The 17,200-nt window shown below is 62.1% G+C and carries 17 protein-coding genes; 10 read left to right on the forward strand and 7 right to left on the reverse strand.

The window, feature by feature from the left end:
* Window positions 1-114: 114 nt before the first annotated feature.
* On the forward strand, window positions 115-906 hold the full coding sequence (locus ACIROW_RS02780) for an alpha/beta fold hydrolase (RefSeq protein WP_402271656.1): 792 nt from the start codon (window positions 115-117) through the stop codon (window positions 904-906).
* A gap of 4 nt (window positions 907-910) precedes the next feature.
* On the opposite strand, the gene ACIROW_RS02785 is transcribed toward ACIROW_RS02780, so the two are convergent.
* A complete protein-coding gene (locus tag ACIROW_RS02785) occupies window positions 911-1,771 on the reverse strand; it encodes a LysR substrate-binding domain-containing protein (RefSeq protein WP_402271658.1) in 861 nt (286 codons plus the stop codon).
* Window positions 1,772-1,927: 156 nt separating this feature from the next.
* Between ACIROW_RS02785 and phnD the strand changes: the two genes are divergently transcribed.
* From phnD to ACIROW_RS02825, 8 genes are all read left to right on the forward strand, one after another.
* Window positions 1,928-2,800 carry a phosphonate ABC transporter substrate-binding protein gene (gene phnD / locus ACIROW_RS02790; RefSeq protein WP_402271661.1) on the forward strand — a complete coding sequence of 291 codons (873 nt, stop codon included), beginning with the start codon at window positions 1,928-1,930 and terminating at the stop codon, window positions 2,798-2,800.
* A complete protein-coding gene (phnC, locus tag ACIROW_RS02795; RefSeq protein WP_402271663.1) occupies window positions 2,797-3,606 on the forward strand; it encodes a phosphonate ABC transporter ATP-binding protein in 810 nt (269 codons plus the stop codon). The genes phnD and phnC overlap by 4 nt, the downstream gene beginning before the upstream one ends.
* Window positions 3,603-4,454 carry a phosphonate ABC transporter, permease protein PhnE gene (phnE, locus tag ACIROW_RS02800; RefSeq protein WP_116432678.1) on the forward strand — a complete coding sequence of 284 codons (852 nt, stop codon included), beginning with the start codon at window positions 3,603-3,605 and terminating at the stop codon, window positions 4,452-4,454. Before phnC ends, phnE begins: the two co-directional genes overlap by 4 nt.
* Before the next feature lie 18 nt (window positions 4,455-4,472).
* Window positions 4,473-5,570, forward strand: a complete 1,098-nt coding sequence (psrA, locus tag ACIROW_RS02805) for an iron-containing alcohol dehydrogenase PsrA (RefSeq protein ID WP_402271666.1) — start codon at window positions 4,473-4,475, stop codon at window positions 5,568-5,570.
* 28 nt (window positions 5,571-5,598) lie between these two features.
* Window positions 5,599-6,426 (forward strand): phosphonoacetaldehyde hydrolase, encoded by an 828-nt coding sequence (phnX, locus tag ACIROW_RS02810; protein WP_402271668.1) that lies wholly within the window; start codon window positions 5,599-5,601, stop codon window positions 6,424-6,426.
* An 87-nt stretch (window positions 6,427-6,513) separates the two neighbouring features.
* Window positions 6,514-7,239 (forward strand): sulfite exporter TauE/SafE family protein, encoded by a 726-nt coding sequence (locus ACIROW_RS02815; protein WP_402271670.1) that lies wholly within the window; start codon window positions 6,514-6,516, stop codon window positions 7,237-7,239.
* Between the two features lie 89 nt (window positions 7,240-7,328).
* Complete coding sequence (locus tag ACIROW_RS02820) at window positions 7,329-7,526, forward strand: hypothetical protein (protein WP_029363050.1); 198 nt, start codon at window positions 7,329-7,331, stop codon at window positions 7,524-7,526.
* Window positions 7,527-7,776: 250 nt separating this feature from the next.
* Entirely contained in the window at window positions 7,777-8,460 is a 684-nt protein-coding gene (locus tag ACIROW_RS02825) for a DUF1120 domain-containing protein (protein WP_402271673.1), read from the forward strand.
* Between the two features lie 46 nt (window positions 8,461-8,506).
* On the opposite strand, the gene ACIROW_RS02830 is transcribed toward ACIROW_RS02825, so the two are convergent.
* Entirely contained in the window at window positions 8,507-9,484 is a 978-nt protein-coding gene (locus tag ACIROW_RS02830) for a LysR substrate-binding domain-containing protein (protein ID WP_402271675.1), read from the reverse strand.
* A 141-nt stretch (window positions 9,485-9,625) separates the two neighbouring features.
* Between ACIROW_RS02830 and ACIROW_RS02835 the strand changes: the two genes are divergently transcribed.
* Complete coding sequence (locus tag ACIROW_RS02835) at window positions 9,626-10,645, forward strand: NAD(P)-dependent alcohol dehydrogenase (protein WP_402272456.1); 1,020 nt, start codon at window positions 9,626-9,628, stop codon at window positions 10,643-10,645.
* Here the strand turns inward: ACIROW_RS02835 and ACIROW_RS02840 are convergent.
* From ACIROW_RS02840 to ACIROW_RS02860, 5 genes are all read right to left on the reverse strand, one after another.
* Entirely contained in the window at window positions 10,642-13,008 is a 2,367-nt protein-coding gene (locus ACIROW_RS02840) for a DNA polymerase II (protein WP_402271677.1), read from the reverse strand. The genes ACIROW_RS02835 and ACIROW_RS02840 overlap by 4 nt on opposite strands.
* 60 nt (window positions 13,009-13,068) lie before the next feature.
* Complete coding sequence (locus tag ACIROW_RS02845) at window positions 13,069-14,205, reverse strand: mechanosensitive ion channel family protein (protein ID WP_402271679.1); 1,137 nt, start codon at window positions 14,203-14,205, stop codon at window positions 13,069-13,071.
* Window positions 14,206-14,266: 61 nt separating this feature from the next.
* Window positions 14,267-14,950: a Type 1 glutamine amidotransferase-like domain-containing protein gene (locus ACIROW_RS02850; RefSeq protein WP_402271681.1), complete on the reverse strand. Its 684-nt coding sequence runs from the start codon at window positions 14,948-14,950 to the stop codon at window positions 14,267-14,269.
* Between the two features lie 205 nt (window positions 14,951-15,155).
* On the reverse strand, window positions 15,156-15,938 hold the full coding sequence (locus tag ACIROW_RS02855; RefSeq protein WP_402271684.1) for an enoyl-CoA hydratase: 783 nt from the start codon (window positions 15,936-15,938) through the stop codon (window positions 15,156-15,158).
* On the reverse strand, window positions 15,935-17,095 hold the full coding sequence (locus tag ACIROW_RS02860; protein WP_402271686.1) for an acyl-CoA dehydrogenase family protein: 1,161 nt from the start codon (window positions 17,093-17,095) through the stop codon (window positions 15,935-15,937). The genes ACIROW_RS02855 and ACIROW_RS02860 overlap by 4 nt, the downstream gene beginning before the upstream one ends.
* Window positions 17,096-17,200 lie beyond the last annotated feature (105 nt).

Raw genomic sequence — 17,200 nt, forward strand, 5'->3', positions numbered from 1 at the left:
TTTATAAAGATAGCAGATTTATTTTTCTGCGCGGCAGAGATTTGAAGATATTTGCACTGCGTTTTAAAAACATGGAAAACTAGCCGTTCTTACGACTCGCAAAACCCGGTCCCGATGCCTTTCCTGACGAATAACAAACGACAACAAATCCACTACGAAATCATCGAAGGCGATCAAGCAAAACCCTGGCTGGTGTTCCTCCACGAAGGTTTGGGTTGCACTGCAATGTGGAAGGATTTTCCGCAGCGTTTGTGTATGGCGACCGGCTGTCGCGGGCTGCTTTTCGACCGTCTTGGTTACGGCCTTTCCGATGCACTGCAACAAACCCGTGCAGCGGATTATCTGCATCGCTATGCGCTCGACGAATTGCCGGAAGTGCTGGCCCTCTTGTTGCCCGGACAAGCCTATATCCTGATCGGCCATTCGGACGGCGGCAGCATCGCCTTGTTGCATGCCGCACAATGTCCGCCCTTGCTGCAGGCGATCGTCACCGAAGCGGCGCACGTCTTTGTCGAACCGGTGACGCTGGAAGGAATCCGCGTGGCCGACCGCGCCTATGCTGATGGCAAGCTCAAGGGCCTGCAAAAATATCATGGCGACAAGACCGAACAGATCTTCAAGGCGTGGTCCGACACCTGGCTTACGCCGGCTTTTGCCGATTGGAACATCGAGGCCGACTTGCCGCGTATCGCCTGTCCGGCGCTGATCATGCAAGGTATTGACGATCAGTACGGCACGCCGGCTCAGGTTGACGCCATCGTGACCGGAATAGCAAAAGAAAACGGTCCGCCGACGCACAAAGCCATGCTGCCCGATTGCGGCCACAGCCCGCACCAGGAGCAGCCGCAGGCGGTGCTCGACCTGATGCGCGACTTCATCCTGCAACGCATGACCGCAGCAACTTGAACACTTACAGCGTCGCCACCTGCTCCAGGAACGACGCCACCAGCCGGCTGTCCTTGCGATCGGCCAGGCAATAGATGTAGGTATGCGTGCTGACCGGATTGCCTTCGATCCGCAGCAATTTCAAGCGCGGATCCGGCACGAACTCCGCCTCCGACACCGCCCCCAGCCCGATGCCGCGCGCCACCGCCTCGCGCAGCGCTTCGCGGCTGCCGATCTCCATCACCACGCGCGGCATGACGTCGGCTTCCTTCAACACCTTCTCCAGCGCCAGCCGGGTGGTTGAACCCTGCTCGCGCATCACCATCGGCTGTCCGTGCAAATCCTGCAAGGTGATTGAATCGCGCTTGGCAAACGGATGATCGACATGGGCAAACACCACGATCGCATGGTCGGCGTACGGCACCGCCACGAAGCGCGGATCGTCGTTGAAGCTGGCCAGGACGGCGACGTCGGTGACGTAGTTTTCCAGATCGGCCATGGTCTCGGCCGAATTGCCCATACGGATCGACAGCTCGACATTGGGAAACTTGCGGCGATAGGCGTCGACCATTTCGATCACGTGGAACGGCCCCACCGCACCCAGCTTCAGATGGCCGATATTCAGCACGCCGGAGTTGTACAGCAGGTTGTAAGCATCAAGTTCGAGCTCGGCGATCTTTTGTGCGATCGGCAACAGGCGCTGGCCGGTGTCGGTCAGATCAAGTCTGCGGCCGCGCCGATAGAAAAGCTCCACATTGTGCTGGCGCTCCAGCGCCTGCACCTGCGAGGTCAGCGTCGGCTGACTCACGCCGAGCGTACGCGCGGCGGCGCTGAAGCCGCGATTGCGGGCGACGGCGAGGAAAGCACGTAGTTGTGAAGGCGTCATCTATAGATCCAATCAATAGGTAAGCGTCAATCTCCTGATTATATCGATAATAAAGACGTCACAAAAGCGCCTTAATCTTGCGGTCATGAACAAAAACCCGCCTGGACGCGCCGTCCGCGGCGGACCTTCCTCAGCATCACTACCGCCAGGAGCATCATGAAACGCCTTTCCGCCTTGTTACGCCCTGTGGCCTTGTGCCTCAGCTTGGTTTCGGCCTCAGTCTCGTTCGCCGCCCAGCCCCAACAGCTTACCGTCGGCCTGATACCCGCCGAAGATTCGCAAGCCATGCTGGAAAACAGCAAGAAGGTCATCGACAGCCTGCAAGAACAACTGGGCATGCCGGTCAAGCCTTTCATCGCCACCGACTACAACGGCATCATCGAAGCGCTGCGTTCGAAGAAGCTCGACGTCGCCTACCTCGGTCCGTTCTCCTACGTGCTGGCGACCTCGATCGCCAACGTCGAAGCCTTCTCCGTGGCTGAAACCAAGAAGACCGGCAAGAGCGCCTACAAGAGCCTGATCATCGTGCGCAAGGACAGCGGCATCGACAGCGTCGCCGCGCTCAAGGGCCATACCATGGCCTTCGTCGATCCGTCGTCGGCCTCCGGCCATCTGTTCCCGACCGCCGGCCTGCAAAAGCAAGGCGTCGAGCCGAACAAGTATTTCTCCCGCGTGATCTTCTCCGGTTCGCATGACGCCAGCATCCTCGCCGTCGCCAACAAGAAGGTTGACGCCGCCGCCGTGGCCGACCGTATCCTCGCTGCCGCCCTCGCCAAGGGCGTGGTCAAGCAAAGCGACTTCAATATCGTCTGGACCTCGCCGGACATTCCTGAATCGCCGATGGTCTGGCGCAAGGATCTCGATCCTGAGCTGAAGAAGAAGATCGCCGCCGCTTTCGCCAACATCAAGAACGTCGAATGGGGCGACCAGGGCGTGCTCAACGGCTTCGTGCCGACCAATGACGCCGCCTACAACATCGTGCGCGATACCGCCAAGATCCTCAATCTCGATCTCAAGGCAATGAAATGATCAAGATCCGTTCGCTCACCAAGCAATACGGCAGCAATGCCGTGCTGCGCGGCATTGACCTCGATGTCGCTCCGGGAGAATTCCTGGTCGTGCTGGGACCGTCCGGCGCCGGCAAGTCGACCTTGCTGCGCTGTATCAATGGTCTGGCCACGCCCACTTCCGGTGAACTGGTGGCCGCCGGATTCGACGCCACCGATGCGCGCAACGGCAACATCCGCAAGTTGCGCCAGCAAGTGGCCATGATCTTCCAGCATCACAACGTCGTGCCGCGCCTGTCGGTACTGAAGAACGTACTGACCGGCCGGCTCGGCCAGACCTCGACGCTCGCCTCGGTGCTGCAATTGTTCAGCCGCCACGATGTGGCGCTGGCGATGGACTGCCTGCGCCGCGTCGAACTGGAACACAAGGCGGAACAGCGCACCGATGCGCTGTCCGGCGGCCAGCGCCAGCGCGTCGGCATCGCCCGCGCCCTGGCGCAGCGTCCGCAAGTCATCCTCGCCGACGAACCGGTCGCCAGCCTCGATCCGAAAACCTCGCGCCTGGTGCTGCAATACCTGCGCGCCGCCTGCCGCGAACTCGGCATCACCGTGGTCTGCAACCTGCACCAGGTCGACTATGCACGCGAGTTCGGCGATCGTATCGTCGGCCTGGCCGGCGGCAAGCTGGTGTTCGACGGCCGCGGCGACGAGCTGCGCGAGTCTCATCTCAATCTCATCTATTCCGGTCTGGATCAGGTCAAGGCGCAGGACGAAACATACGCTGCGCGACAACCGTCGGAAATGGTCCTGGAAGGAGCCCTGTCATGAGCACGCCCTTGTCTACTCAAATGGACCGCGCCAGCTATCACGACTACGTCTGGACCGGCGCCCGCCCGTTGACCCTGCGCTCCTGGCTGCTGTCGATCGCCGCCGTGGCTGCAGTCGCCTTCATCCTGGCCTGGAGCGCGCAAGGCACGCAACTGAGCTGGGGCGAACTGGCCGACGGCCTGCCGCAGATCGGCGACTTCCTGAGCCGCTCCTTCCCGCCCAACTGGAAGATCCTCGGCAATCTGGTCGGTCCCGCCGTGGAAACCGTTCAGATCGCCATCTGGGGCACGCTGCTGGGCGTGATCGGCGCGATTCCCGTGTCCTTCCTGGCGGCACGCAACCTCAATCGCAACCGTGTCGTCTATCAGGCCGTGCGCCAGATGCTCAACGTCACGCGCAGCATCAACGAGCTGATCCTGGCCCTGGTGTTCGTCTCCGCGGTCGGCCTCGGTCCTTTCCCGGGCGTCTTGGCGCTGGCGCTGCACGGCATCGGCATGGTCGGCAAGTTCTTTGCCGAAAGCATCGAGGAAATCGACGACGGCCCGTTGGAAGCCCTGCGCGCCACCGGCGCGCGGCCGTTGCAGGTGATCGTCTTCGGCGTGCTGCCGCAAGTCATCACCGCCTGGATCGCCACCGTGCTGTACCGCTTTGAAGTCAACCTGCGCCAGGCCACCGTGCTGGGCATGGTCGGCGCCGGCGGCCTCGGCTTCGAACTGGTCAGCAGCCTGAAGCTGTTCAAGTACCAGGACACCGCCACCTGCATCGTGGTCGTGACGCTGATGGTGGTGGTTGCCGACACCATCTCCAGCCGCCTGCGCCAGATGATCCAGGACGGCAAGACCCATTAATTTCTAGCAAAGAACCTTATGTGGAATTATCACAACCCGGTCGCCATCCAGGCCGGCAGCGGCAGCCTGGCGCAAGTGCCGGCGCTGCTCAACGGCAGGCGCGCCCTGCTGATCACTTTCCCCGAAGCCGCCGCACTCGGACTGGAGGCACGCATCGCGCAATTGCTCGGCCCGCAACTGGCCGGTATTGAAAACGCCGTACAACCGAATCCCGACGTCAGCTGGCTGGCCGCGATGTATGAACGCGTGTGGCGTGAACATGCCGATGTCGACTGCATCGTCGCCTTCGGCGGCGGCAGCGTCATCGACTGCGCCAAGGCCATGCTGACGCGCACGCCTTCGGGCCGCTTCGATGAATTGCTGGCGCATTTACAGGGTTTAAATGATGGATCACCTTTGTCTGGCGACGGCGCCAAGACGCTGATCGCCATTCCCACCACCGCGGGCACCGGCAGCGAAGTCACGCCCTGGGCCACCATCTGGGATGCCGATGCCGGCAGCAAGTATTCCCTGCATCAATCATGGACCTGGCCGACCGCCGCCATCATCGATCCGCAACTGATGCTGAGCCTGCCGCAAGGCATCACGCTGGCCAGTGGCCTCGATGCGCTGTCGCACGCGCTGGAATCGATCTGGAACGTCAACCGCAATCCGGTCTCCTCCAGCCTGGCCGCCGCCGCAGCACGCAACATCGTGGCGACCTTGCCTGACCTCATGGCGCATCCGCGCGAACTGGCGCTGCGTGAACGCATGGCCACCGCCGCGCTGCAAGCCGGCCTGGCGTTTTCCAACACCAAGACCGCGCTGGCGCATTCGCTGTCCTACGACATCACGCTGCACCACGGCGTCGCCCACGGCATCGCCTGCTCGTTCTCGCTGCCGCATGTGATGGCGCTGGCCTTCGGCAACGATGACGCCGTCGACGCCCTGCTGCTGGACATCTTCGGCGCCGCCGATGCGCAGCAAGCCGTCGCCACCCTGTCGGCCTTCCTGGAACATCTCGGCGTCAGCACCGATCCCGCGCACTACGGCGTCGCCGAAGCCTGGGACGCGCTGGTGCAACGCGCACTGCAAGGTCCGCGCGGACGCAATTTCATCGCCGCCATCCACTCTTGATCGCATTTTTGACCGTAAAGGAATTTCCATGACACGTCCCCTCCACGCCTCCATCGACCTGCAAGCGGTGATCTTCGACTGGGCCGGCACGCTGGTCGATTTCGGCTCGCTGGCGCCGACGCAGATTTTCGTCGATGCCTTCAAGAGCTTCGACATGAACATCTCGCTCAAGCAGGCGCGCGGTCCGATGGGCCTGTCCAAGTGGCAGCACATCCGCACCCTGCTCGACAACCCTGACATCGCCCGCCAATGGCAGGAATGTCACGGCAATCTTCCAAGCGACGCCGACGTCGACGCCATCTATGCGCGCTTCATGCCGATGCAGATCGCCAAGGTCGGCGAGTATTCGCAAGCCATCGACGGCGCCGCCGACATGCTGGCATGGCTGCGCAACAAGGGCCTGAAAGTCGGCTCCTGCTCCGGCTATCCCCGCCAGGTGCTGGACGTGCTGCTGCCACTGGCGGCGGCCGAAGGCATCGCGCCCGACCACGTCATCGCCGGCGATGAACTGGAAGCCGGCGGCCGTCCCGGTCCTTACATGGCGCTGGCTAACATGCTGGCGCTGAAGATCGGCGACGTCGCCGCCTGCATCAAGGTCGACGACACCGTACCCGGCATTGAAGAAGGCATCCACGCCGGCATGTGGACCGTCGGCGTCTCGCTGTCCGGCAACGAAGTCGGTTGCACCAAGGCCGAACTGGCGCAGCTGTCGCCGGAACAGATCAAGGCGCTCAAGGCGCTGGCCGAAATGCGCCTGCGCGAAGCCGGCGCGCATTACGTCATCGACTCGGTGGCGGACCTGCCGGCAGTAGTCAATGAGATCGCCACGCGACTCAAGGCCGGCGAACGTCCTTAGTCAATAGCGCGGCCGCCAACGGGGTGCTGAACGACGGCGTACAATACCGCCGCAGCATTCCATAAAAACTCCTTCAGAACACACCCTGTGGCAGCTTACATCTTCGTCCTGAGCGTCGGCCTGATTGCCGGCATGGTCAGCGGCATCATCGGCACCGGCTCTTCCATCATGCTGTTGCCGGTGCTGGTTTACAACTTCGGTCCCAAGCAGGCGGTGCCCATCATGGCGGTGGCCGCCGTGATGGCCAACCTGTCGCGCGTGCTGGTGTGGTGGCGCGTAGTCGACTGGCGCGCCTTCCTGGCGTACTCCATTCCCGGCGTGCCGGCCGCGGCGCTGGGCGCGCGCACCTTGCTGGAATTGCCGCCGCACTTCATCGACATCAGCCTCGGCTTGTTCTTCATCGTCATGATCCCGTTCCGCCACTGGGTCAAAAAACGCAACTTCAGCATCCGTCTCTGGCAGCTCGCGCTGGCCGGCGCCCTGATCGGCTACCTGACCGGCATCGTGCTGTCGACCGGGCCGCTCAGCGTACCCGTGTTCACCGCCTACGGCCTCAGCAAGGGCGCTTTCCTCTCCACCGAAGCGGCCAGTTCATTGCTGCTCTACGTCAGCAAGGTACTGACTTTCCGCGAGCTCGGCGCGATGCCCTTGTCGGTGTTCCTGCAAGGCGTGCTGGTGGGCGCGTCGCTGATGGCCGGCACCTTTGTCGGCAAAGTCTTCGTCATGAAAATGAGCGAAGCCAATTTCCAGCGCCTGCTGGACCTGTTGCTGCTGGCATCGGGTTTGTCGCTGCTGTGGGCGGCGCTGAGCTGATTTCGCTCCTGCACAATGGCGCGCTTTGGCATATGCTTGCAACACCATCCGGATAACACCCCCTGCAATAACGAAACAAGGAAATCATCATGCCCAAGAAAGAAAAGCTCGATCCGGAAACCGAAGCACTCATTCAGTGGTGTACCGAAGTCGAAAAATTCCTCGTCAAAGGCGGCGCCACGTTGGAACAGGCGCAAGAACATATCGAGGAAGAAGTCGAATGGTTCACTGACCTGTTTTATGACGGCCTGACGCCGGAAGAAGCTGCCAAGGAAGCGCTGAATTAAGCGTCCCACCCCAATTCCTCAAAGCAACAGAAATTCTCTCATCCCTCTGCAATCCCGCTCCCGGCCTGGCGCCGGGAGTCCAACTTAGTAATTTCCACATTTCCGCAACACCGATTTTTTGAGAGTTTTCTCATATAAATCCGATCTTTAAATCGTCAAAATGGCTTCACTGCTTAAGCAAACACAAGGTGCTCAGGCACAACGAATGCAAACCGAATTGAACCCATTTTGACTCTTTAAGGAAACGATCATGAACAAGCAAATCGCCCTCTTCTCCGCCCTGGCTGCTTCACTGTCGGCGTCCCTGCTGGTGTCCTTCGCTGCGCAAGCCGCCGACACCGCTGAACTGAAGGTCAAAGGCGTGATCCGCCCTTCGGCCTGTACACCTAGTTTCACCGGCACCAACGTGGTCGACTACGGCACCATCGCCGCCAAGGGCCTGAGCGCCACCGCACCGAACGTACTGGATGAAAAAACCATCGCCTTCACCGTCACTTGCGATGCAGCAACCAAAGTTGCCGTGCGCGCCATCGACAACAAGGCGTCCACCGTCGTCGCCGGCCTGATGACTGCGATCAACTCCAATCTGGCCGACAAGCATGCCTACGGTCTGGGCGCAGCAGGCGGCAAGAACATCGGCGCCTACAGCGTGCGCTCCATCGTCGGTTCGTTCACCGCTGATGGCGCTACCCCTGATGTCGTCGCCGACGCCGCCAACAACAACACCTGGGCCAAGTCGACCTACGGCCGCTTCAACGCTGACGGCACCGGCCGCCAGTCGTTCTCCGCCAGCGGTTCGACCGTGCCCGGTTCGTACAAGACCATCTCCGGCAACCTGGGCGTCACCGCTGTTCTGGACAAGGGCGCCAACCTGCCGCTGACGCAGAACATCGACCTCGACGGCTCGGCCACGATTGAAGTGCAGTATCTGTAATCACCGTTTTTAGCGGTAGTCCTCTGTTAGCTTCCATTAGCTCCTGTTAGCCCGCCAGTTCCACCGGCGGGCTTTTTTGCGTCTGCAGCAGCGTGGCGGGATAGTTCGCCAGCACCTCGTCCTGTCCCAACAGCGGCGGCACCTCTTCCACCAGCGCATCGATCGCGACGCGCACCTTGGACGGCAAGTGGCGCGCTTGCGGCCACACCACGTGGATCGGACTCGCCACCAGTTGATCCGCGCCCATCACCAGCGACAGACGCTGCTGGCGCAATTCGTGCAGGATCATCCAGCACGGCAGCCACGCCAGGCCAGCTCCGGCGACGGCCGCATCGTTGATGGCCTGCAAATCGTCCAGATGCAGACGGCAGTCCGCCCTGACTTCATGTATTTCACCATCGTCGCCTTGCAACTCCCATGGTGCATCGCGGCCGCCGTTGTTGTAGGCGATGCCCGCATGCTGCGCCAGTTGCTCCGCATTCACCGGCGTTCCATGCTGCGCGAGATAGGACGGCGACGCGCAAATGCCCATGCGCTGTACGCCCAAACGTCGCGCCACCAGCTTGCCGCTGTCGGGCAGCGTGCCGACCCTGACGGCAAGATCGTAGCCCTCCTCCACCAGATCGGCGACGCGGTCGTTGAACGACATCTCGATCTGCAGCGACGGATATTTCTGCATCAGGCGCAGCATCACCGGCGCGATGCAATGCCGCCCCAGCAAGACCGGCACGCTGATGCGCAAACGCCCGGCCGGCGCCCGGCGTCCGCCTTCAAAGGCTTCCTCGGCGGCCTCCAGTTCAGCCAGAGCGCGCAGGCAGCGTTCGTAATAAATCTGGCCGTCCTCGGTCAGCGTCTGGCGTCGCGTAGTGCGCACGAACAGCCGGACACCGAGTCGCTGCTCCAGCCGCGCGACGATCTTGCCGACCGCCGAGCGCGTGACCCCGAGGCGCTGCGCCGCCAGCGCAAAACTGCCGGCTTCGGCAACGTCGACGAAGACTGAAATCCCATCCAGGCGTTCATTCATATTGGTTCCATTTCAGAATCAATGATTGATCGAATTCTATCCAATGCTTCCATAACATCTCTTATATCGTAGCTGCTCGGTGAAATTTTTGCACCGCCTTCCCTGCAACATTTTTTCGGAGCCACCATGAGCCTCTCCACCATGAAAGCCTATCAACTGCGCCCCGGCGCCGGCGTCGCCGAACTGGCGCTCACGCGCATCGCGACACCGCAGCCGCGTCCGCATGAAGTGCTGATCAAGACCCACGCCGCCGCGCTCAACTACCGCGACCTGATGTATGCGCGCGGCAACTACATCAACCTGGCCGAGGCGCCGCTGGTGCCGGCCGGCGACGGCGCGGGCGAGATCGTCGCAGTCGGCGCGGACGTGACGCGTTTTGCCGTCGGCGACCGCGTTACTCACAGTTACTTTGAAAGCTGGATCGACGGCAAGCCGGACCCGTACAAGACCGCAGCCGCGTTCGGCACGCACATCAACGGCACGCTGGCGGAATTCTTTGTCGCGCCGCAAGACACGCTGGTCGCCATCCCGCCGCATCTCGACTATGCAGAAGCGTCGACGCTGTCCTGCGTCGGCACGACCGCCTGGAACACGCTGTTCAGCGACGGCGGGCTGTTGCCGGGCGCGACGATATTGCTGCAAGGCACGGGCGGGCTCTCGATATTCACGCTGCAAGTCGCCAAGGCGGCCGGCTTGCGTGTGATCATCACCTCGTCGAGCGACGCCAAGCTGGCGCGCGCGCGTGAGCTCGGCGCCGACGAGACCATCAACTACCGGACCACGCCGGAGTGGCAGGACGAAGTACTGCGACTGACCGGCGGCCGCGGCGTCGACCTCACCGTCGAAGTCGGCGGCGAAGATACGATCGCGCGCTCGCTCACGGCCACGCGCATGGGTGGCGTGGTGTCGGTGATCGGCGGATTGACGGGTTTCGGCGGCGCCAGCATCGAGCCGCTGGCGCTGATTGCAGGGGTAAAGCGACTCAGCGGCATTTTCGTCGGCAGCCGCGCCATGCTGGATGAGTTGAGCAATTTCATCGCCGCGACAAAACTGCGTCCCGTCGTCGATCGCGTGTTCGCCTTCGATGAGGCGCCGCAGGCTTACGCTCACCTGGAATCCGGCAAGCAGTTCGGCAAGGTGGTGGTGAAGGTGGCCGACTAGAACAGTTCCTTCTGCCCACCAACCAGTGCGCTGAAGTCATCCTGCAAGAACGGCAGGATGGCGTCGGCCACCGGCTGCAGCTGACGCGTGACGTAGTGGTCGTAGTCGATGGCGGTGCGGCGCGTCTCCAGCGGCTCAGGACCGGCGGTGGTCATGACGTAGCTGATCCAGCCGCCGTCCTGGTATTGCAGCGGTCGCCCCTGTTCCCGGTTGAACTCGTCGGCCATGCGCGCGGCGCGCACGTGCGGCGGAACGTTGCGCTCATAGGCATCCAGCGGTCGCCGCAAGCGCTTGCGGTACACCAGCGCGTCGTCGAGTGCGCCGCTGAGCGTGCGTTCGACATAGTCGCGTACGTAGTCCTGGTACGGCTCGCGTCGGAAAATCCGTTGATACAGTTCCTGCTGGAACTGCTGCGCCAGCGGCGTCCAGTCGGTGCGCACCGATTCCAGTCCCTTGTAGACCATTTCTTCGCGGCCGTCCGGCTTGATGACCATGCCGGCGTAGCGCTTCTTGCTGCCGAAATCGGTGCCGCGCACGTTTGGCATGAGGAAGCGCCGGTAGTGGGTTTCGTACTCCAGCTCGAGCGCGTTGGCCAGGCCGTAGGTTTCCTGCAGATGCGCCGCCCACCAGTCGTTGACGTGCCGCACCAGCGCGTTGCCGATGGCGTCGGCAGCCGCTTCGTCGTGCGCCTTCCTGAGCCAGACGAAGGTGGAATCGGTATCGCCGTAGATGACTTCATAACCTTGTTCTTCGATCAGCTCGCGCGTGCGATGCATGATTTCGTGGCCGCGCATCGTGATCGACGACGCCAGGCGCGCATCGAAGAAGCGGCAACCGGTCGAGCCGAGCACGCCGTAGAGCGAATTCATGATGATCTTGAGCGCCTGCGACAAAGGCTTGTTCTGCCGGCGCTTGGCGACTTCACGGCCTTGCCAGATCTTTTCGACGATGGCCGGCAGGCTGTGCTTGCTGCGCGAAAAGCGCGCGCCGCGAAAACCCGGCACCGAGTCGGCGTCGCCCGGATGCGCCAGTCCTTCGATCAGGCCGACCGGATCGATCAGGAAGGTGCGGATGATGGACGGATACAGGCTCTTGTAGTCGAGCACCAGCACCGAGTCGAACAGGCCGCTTTGCGAATCCATCACGAAGCCGCCCGGACTCGGCTCGCCCGGCGTATCGCCCAGGTTCGGCGCGACGAATCCAAGCCGATGCATGTGCGGCATGTAGAGATGGCCGAATGCCGCCACCGAGCCGCCGTTGCGATCTGCCGGCAAGCCCGTCACCGAGGCGCGCTCCAGCAGAAAGCTCAGCAATTCGGTCTTGGCGAAGATGCGCGTGACGAGTTCGCAATCCTTGAGGTTGTAGGTCGCCAGCGCCGGCTTGTCTTCGGCAAAACGGCGGTCGATTTCGTCCATGCGCTGGTAGGCATTGTTGATCGCCTTGCCCTCGCCGAGCAGGGTCTGCGACACCGACTCCAGGCTGAACGACGGGAAACTCCAAGTCGCCGAGCGCAGCGCTTCGATGCCGTCGATGATCAGTCGCCCCGCCGCCGAAGCGAAATAATGATTCTGCTGAAAGCCGTGCTCGCGCCATTCCAGCTCGCTGCCGTCGCGGCCGAACCGCAGCGGGATGCCGAAGCGCGCGGCGTGCTCGCGCAACACGCGCAAGTCGAACTGCACCACGTTCCAGCCGATGATGGCGTCGGGGTCGTGCTGCGCCATCCATTGATTCAGTTTCTCCAGCATCTGCGCGCGGCTGTCGCAATACTCCATGTCGAAATCAAGCCCGCCGGCATCGCCATTGGGCGGGCCCAGCATGTAGACCTGGCGCTGGCCGCAGCCTTCCAGCGCGATCGAATACAAATCGCCGCCCATGGTCGTCTCGATGTCGAGCGACACCAGCTTCAGTTGCGGACGGTAGTCGGGCGCCGGCTTGAGCTGGGTATTGAGCAACGGTCCCGTCCCATTCGCGTCGCCGCTGAACAGCACCGGCGCCGTGATGAATCGCTCCATCAGATAGCGTTCCGGCGGACGGATATCAGCCTCGTAAATGGTGAGGCCATAGTCCCGGAACTGCTTCTCGATCTTGATCAGCTGCCGATGCTGCCGGCAATACAACCCCAGCACCGGACGGTGCGAAAAGTCGGTCAGCTGCAACGGCCGCAACTCGACCTCGCGCTCGTTGCGCAGCAGCGCTTCGGCTTGTTCGCGCTGTTCTGCAGGGATGAAAGCGACGGAATGCTGCGGCGGCAGGCGCACCAGTTGCGGCCCGTCATCGGTCGCCAGCCAGAACTCGACTTCGGTCCCGGCCGGCGTGTCGCGCCAGTGCCTGGTGAGGAGAAAACCTGCTCGTTGTTGCGTCACGTTACTGCTGCCTTGCCGCCAGTTTTTGGAATCGCGCAAGTATAGGCGATTCCAGCCAAGTCAGCGCTGCATCGGCGCGCCATCCAATATCTTGTCGTGCACTCCGGCGTCGGCCAAAGTGGATGGTGTCAGTTCAACCGGATCAATCGCCGAGCGCAGGCGCGGCAAGGCCTCAGGATGATGTTCGGCGATGAAGGCGATCATCGATTCGCGGATGGCGCAACGCAGGTCAAAGGCGTTGCCTGAATTCTGCGCGCTGACCAGCATGCGCACCTGCATCGCGCGCTCGTTCGAATCAGTCACCTGCAAGACGCAGACACGCCCGTCCCATTGTGGCGCTGCCTTGCAGACGCGCTCGAACTCGGTCCGCAGCGCCGCCAACGGTACTTTGAAATCGAGCCACAGAAACACGGTGCCGAGGATGGTTGACGAGGTGTGAGTCCAGTTCTCGAAGGGATTTTCGATGAACCATTGCAGCGGCACGATCATGCGGCGCTCATCCCAGATGCGCACGACCACGAAGGTGCCGGTGATCTCTTCCACGCGGCCCCATTCGCCGTTGACGATCAGCACGTCGTCGATGCGGATCGGCTGTGAAAACGCAATCTGCAGACCGGCGATGAAGTTGCCCAGCACCGGCCGCGCTGCAATACCGGCAACCAGCCCGGCCACGCCCGCCGAGGCCAGCAGACTGGCGCCGAACTGGCGCGCACCGGGCAAGGTCAGCAGCACAAAGGCCAGTCCCAGCAAACCGGTGATGAAATACGCGCTGCGCGTGAGCACGCGCGTCTGCGTCAGGATGCGGCGGGCCTTGAGGTTGTCGGCGACGTCGTAGGGATTCAGCTGGGTGATGGTGGCGCTGACGGACACGATGCACCTCATCACGAACCAGGTCAGCGCGACGATGAGCGCCACCGTGCAGACATAGGACAGCGAACGCAGTCCGGGCGTATCGTCGGGGGCTGCCGTCAGCACCACGCGCACGGCGAACAAGGCCACGCAGACCTGGCTGGCGCGAAACGCAATGCGGGTGGCGTTGGTGGTGAACGGCCGGTTGCGCACCAGCCGCCGCAACACCACGATGCCAATGCGATGCACGATCATCGCCAGCAGGATCGCCAGCACGGCGGCGACCGCGACGATCACGCCTGACTGCAGCTGCCCCGGTTGAAGATTGTTGAGGTAAGGTATTTCCATAGGCGACTCCTGTTCATGACTCTGAAAGGAGATCGCCGGGGCGGGACGTCAGTTCCCCAGTTTAATGCGATGCTTGACTATCTGCCAACATCACCGAGCCCTGCTTGCTGACCAGGTAGGCGCCGGCGCCCGACCTGCCGGCCACTACGCGCACCGGCTTGCCGTCGATGAAGTGCAAGGCCGCACCGTCATCAACAGCCACACCGGCCGGTAATTTTTCGTCGCGCACGAAAGCCTCGAACGCCGGGCGGCGTTCCGGTTCATGGGAATAATGCGGGCAACAGGTGCCGCGCAGGAAGCCGAGGCCATCCAGCGGCGCCAGCACACCGGCGTTGGAATCGGTCACGCCGTGTTCGAACCAGCACATCGCGCCGGCGCTCACGCCTGCCAGCACGGTGCCGCTTTGCAGCGCTTCCTTGAGGATCGCCGGGAAGCCCCAGGCGCGCCACACCGCCAACATGCTCTTGGTGTTGCCGCCGCCGACGAAAATCACGTCCTGCGCCATGGCCCATTCGCGCAGGTCCGGCGTGCGATCGAAGAACGGCAGATGCGTCGGCATGCAATCGAGCGCCGCAAAGCGTGCATAGAATTTAAGGAGATAAGACGGCGCATCGCCGCTGGCGGTCGGCACGAAGCCGATGCGCGGATGCGCAGTGCGGGCTTGCTTGAGGATGTATTCGTCGAGAGACGGATCGCTCTCGGTCGAAAAACCGCCGCCGCCCAGTGTGATGATTTGCTGTTTCATATTTTTATAACTGCAGGAAGTACGAACTTGAATGGTCTTACCAGTAAATTAACATCAAAAGAAAAATAGAACGATCGTAATCATGCCATGCCAAGGACCAAATATATTGCAGCGCAACCTGTTGAAACACAAAAAAAGCCGGAAGTTTTCACTTTCGGCTTTTTGATTGTTTATAAAACATCAACTTCAGGTCAGTATTCCGGCCTCAGGCATTCTTCCATTCCGCACTGCGTTTTTGCAGGAAGGCATTGACGCCCTCTTTTTGATCCTGGGTGCTGAACAGATCCATGAACAGTTCACGCTCCACCGGCAGGTTGGCCATCGGCGGCTGATGACGTGCGCCTTGAATCAGCTTTTTGCTGGCGGCCACGCTCGACGGGCTCTGCTTGTCGACCTGCTTTGCCAGCTCCAGCGCGCGTTGCTTCGCTTGTCCCTTCTCAACCACTTCTTCCACCAGGCCGATGCGCAAGGCCGTTTCGGCGGTGACGCGTTCGCCGCACAGGATCATGCGCTTGGCCCAGCCTTCGCCGACCAGCAGCGGCAGCAATTGGGTGCCGCCGGCGCAAGGCAACAGTCCGACCGCCGCTTCCGGCAAGGCCATTTGCGCCTGCGCCTCGGCGATGCGGATGTCGCAGGACAGCGCACACTCAAGACCACCACCCATGGCGTAGCCGTTGATGGCGGCAATCGAGACGCCGCTGAACTGGCTCAGCGTCTCGAACGCTTCGCCGAAACGGCGTGCCATCTCAAGCGCCAACGCCTTGTCGCCGTCGGCGAACAGCTTCAGGTCGGCGCCGGCGGAAAAGAATTTCTCGCCTTCGCCCGTCACCACCAAGCTGTAGATGTTGCGGTCATTGTTGAGATCGGTGACGAGGCGCTTAAGATCGACCAGGCCCTCGCGCGTCCAGGTGTTGGCCGGTGGATTGGCCAGCGTGAGGACGGCGGTGTGGCCGTCTTTCTCAAGTCGCAAATTGGTGTAACTGGTCATCGGATGTCCTCGTTGGAATCGTTGCTAAGCAGATGGCGCGCGATGATCACGCGCATGATTTCGTTGGTGCCTTCCAGGATCTGGTGCACGCGCACGTCACGGAAATAGCGCTCCAGCGGATACTCGCGGAGGTAGCCGTAACCGCCGTGGATTTGCAGCGCTTCGTTGCAGATCTTGAAGCCGAGATCGGTGGCAAAGCGTTTCGCCATCGCGCAATACGTGGTGGCATTGGGCGACTTGGAATCGAGCTTGACCGCAGCCAGGCGCACCATCTGGCGCGCCGCGACCAGTTCGGTCTGCATGTCGGCCAGCTTGAACTGCAGCGCCTGGAAGTCGGCCAGCGGACGGCCGAACTGCGTGCGCTCCTTCATGTAGCCATGCGCCGCGTCGAGCGCCGCCTGCGCTGCGCCGACCGAACAGGTGGCGATGTTGATGCGGCCGCCGTCGAGGCCCTTCATGGCGAACTTGAAGCCCTCGCCTTCGGCGCCGAGCAGATGATTGACCGGCACCTTGACGTTGTCGAAGCTGATGGCGCGCGTCGGCTGGCTGTTCCAGCCCATCTTGACTTCCTTCTTGCCGTAGCTGACGCCGGGTGTATTGGCCGGCACCACGATGGCCGAGACGCCCTTGGCGCCGTCGCCGCCGGTGCGCGCCATGAGCACCAGCACGTCGGTTGCGCCAGCGCCCGAGATGAAGGCCTTGGAACCGTTGATGATGTAGTGGCCGTCGACCAGCTTGGCGGTCGTCTTGAGCGAGGCGGCATCGGAGCCCGAACCCGGTTCGGTAAGGCAATAAGAGCCGATCTTCTTGCCCGCCGCGAGGTCGCCGCACCAGGTCGCCTTGACTTCCGGCGTGGCCCATGAGGCGATCATCCAGCTCACCATGTTATGGATCGTCAGGAACGCCGCCGTCGACGGACAGGCGTAGGCCAGTTCTTCGAATACCACGGTGGCGTCGAGGCGCGACAGGCCGAGGCCGCCGACTTCCTCCGGCGTGTACAGCGCGCAGAAACCGAGTTCGCCGGCCTTGGCGATGACGTCGACGGGGAAATGCGATTCCTCGTCCCAGCGGGCCGCATGCGGCGCCATCTCGCCGGCGGCGAAATCGCGCGCGCTGGCCTGGAAGGCCAACTGGTCTTCGTTCAGTTCAAAATCCATGCTTGTCTCCTGAGGTCTGTTTTATCTTGTTTGGCAAAAGACTAACGCAAAAGCAGCGCCAATGATGTCGCCTGGGCGACATTGGCGCTGAAGCTGAAGCCGTCA

Origin of the sequence: Herbaspirillum sp. NPDC101397 (genome assembly GCF_044767325.1) — a bacterium.
Lineage (GTDB): Bacteria > Pseudomonadota > Gammaproteobacteria > Burkholderiales > Burkholderiaceae_D > Herbaspirillum.

What these genes read in the sequence shown, in the direction of transcription:
- ACIROW_RS02780 (WP_402271656.1), top strand. Translation starts at nt 115, where the DNA reads ATGCCTTTCCTGACGAATAACAAACGACAACAAATCCACTACGAAATC.
- ACIROW_RS02785 (WP_402271658.1), bottom strand. Translation starts at nt 1,771, where the DNA reads ATGACGCCTTCACAACTACGTGCTTTCCTCGCCGTCGCCCGCAATCGC.
- phnD (WP_402271661.1), top strand. Translation starts at nt 1,928, where the DNA reads ATGAAACGCCTTTCCGCCTTGTTACGCCCTGTGGCCTTGTGCCTCAGC.
- phnC (WP_402271663.1), top strand. Translation starts at nt 2,797, where the DNA reads ATGATCAAGATCCGTTCGCTCACCAAGCAATACGGCAGCAATGCCGTG.
- phnE (WP_116432678.1), top strand. Translation starts at nt 3,603, where the DNA reads ATGAGCACGCCCTTGTCTACTCAAATGGACCGCGCCAGCTATCACGAC.
- psrA (WP_402271666.1), top strand. Translation starts at nt 4,473, where the DNA reads ATGTGGAATTATCACAACCCGGTCGCCATCCAGGCCGGCAGCGGCAGC.
- phnX (WP_402271668.1), top strand. Translation starts at nt 5,599, where the DNA reads ATGACACGTCCCCTCCACGCCTCCATCGACCTGCAAGCGGTGATCTTC.
- ACIROW_RS02820 (WP_029363050.1), top strand. Translation starts at nt 7,329, where the DNA reads ATGCCCAAGAAAGAAAAGCTCGATCCGGAAACCGAAGCACTCATTCAG.
- ACIROW_RS02825 (WP_402271673.1), top strand. Translation starts at nt 7,777, where the DNA reads ATGAACAAGCAAATCGCCCTCTTCTCCGCCCTGGCTGCTTCACTGTCG.
- ACIROW_RS02830 (WP_402271675.1), bottom strand. Translation starts at nt 9,484, where the DNA reads ATGAATGAACGCCTGGATGGGATTTCAGTCTTCGTCGACGTTGCCGAA.
- ACIROW_RS02835 (WP_402272456.1), top strand. Translation starts at nt 9,626, where the DNA reads ATGAAAGCCTATCAACTGCGCCCCGGCGCCGGCGTCGCCGAACTGGCG.
- ACIROW_RS02845 (WP_402271679.1), bottom strand. Translation starts at nt 14,205, where the DNA reads ATGGAAATACCTTACCTCAACAATCTTCAACCGGGGCAGCTGCAGTCA.
- ACIROW_RS02850 (WP_402271681.1), bottom strand. Translation starts at nt 14,950, where the DNA reads ATGAAACAGCAAATCATCACACTGGGCGGCGGCGGTTTTTCGACCGAG.
- ACIROW_RS02855 (WP_402271684.1), bottom strand. Translation starts at nt 15,938, where the DNA reads ATGACCAGTTACACCAATTTGCGACTTGAGAAAGACGGCCACACCGCC.
- ACIROW_RS02860 (WP_402271686.1), bottom strand. Translation starts at nt 17,095, where the DNA reads ATGGATTTTGAACTGAACGAAGACCAGTTGGCCTTCCAGGCCAGCGCG.